Below are 310 nucleotides of genomic sequence, written 5' to 3'. Positions count from 1 at the left end.
AGCTGCTCCGGACCCACCGGCGTGTCACTCGGGAACCGCTCCGAGAGCACACCCAGGATCTCGACCCGCTTGATCGAGTCGATCCCCAGATCCGCCTCGACATCCATCCCCAACTCGAGCATCTCCACCGGGTAACCCGTCTTCTGCGCCACCACCTCCAACAGCGCAGCCGACACCTCACCCGCACCCGCACCGGCCGGAGCAGCAGGCGCAGGCGCGGCCACGCTGCTCATGAAGTCCACGATCTGACCGAGCGTCCGCAGCTCACCCAGCTGCTCCGGACCCACCGGCGTGTCACTCGGGAACCGCT

General features: G+C 67.7%; 1 protein-coding gene. It reads right to left on the bottom strand.

Annotated features, from left to right (window positions below):
• Positions 1 to 233 (bottom strand): phosphopantetheine-binding protein (locus AA75_RS31930; protein WP_304441508.1); only part of this gene is annotated, 233 nt, incomplete at its 3' end.
• Between the last annotated feature and the right edge of the window lie 77 nt (positions 234 to 310).

Origin of the sequence: Kitasatospora sp. MBT63 (assembly GCF_000710465.2) — a bacterium.
Classification (GTDB): domain Bacteria; phylum Actinomycetota; class Actinomycetes; order Streptomycetales; family Streptomycetaceae; genus Kitasatospora.
Note: the sequence above shows the minus strand (reverse complement) of the source record. Positions and strands in the feature narration are given on the sequence as shown.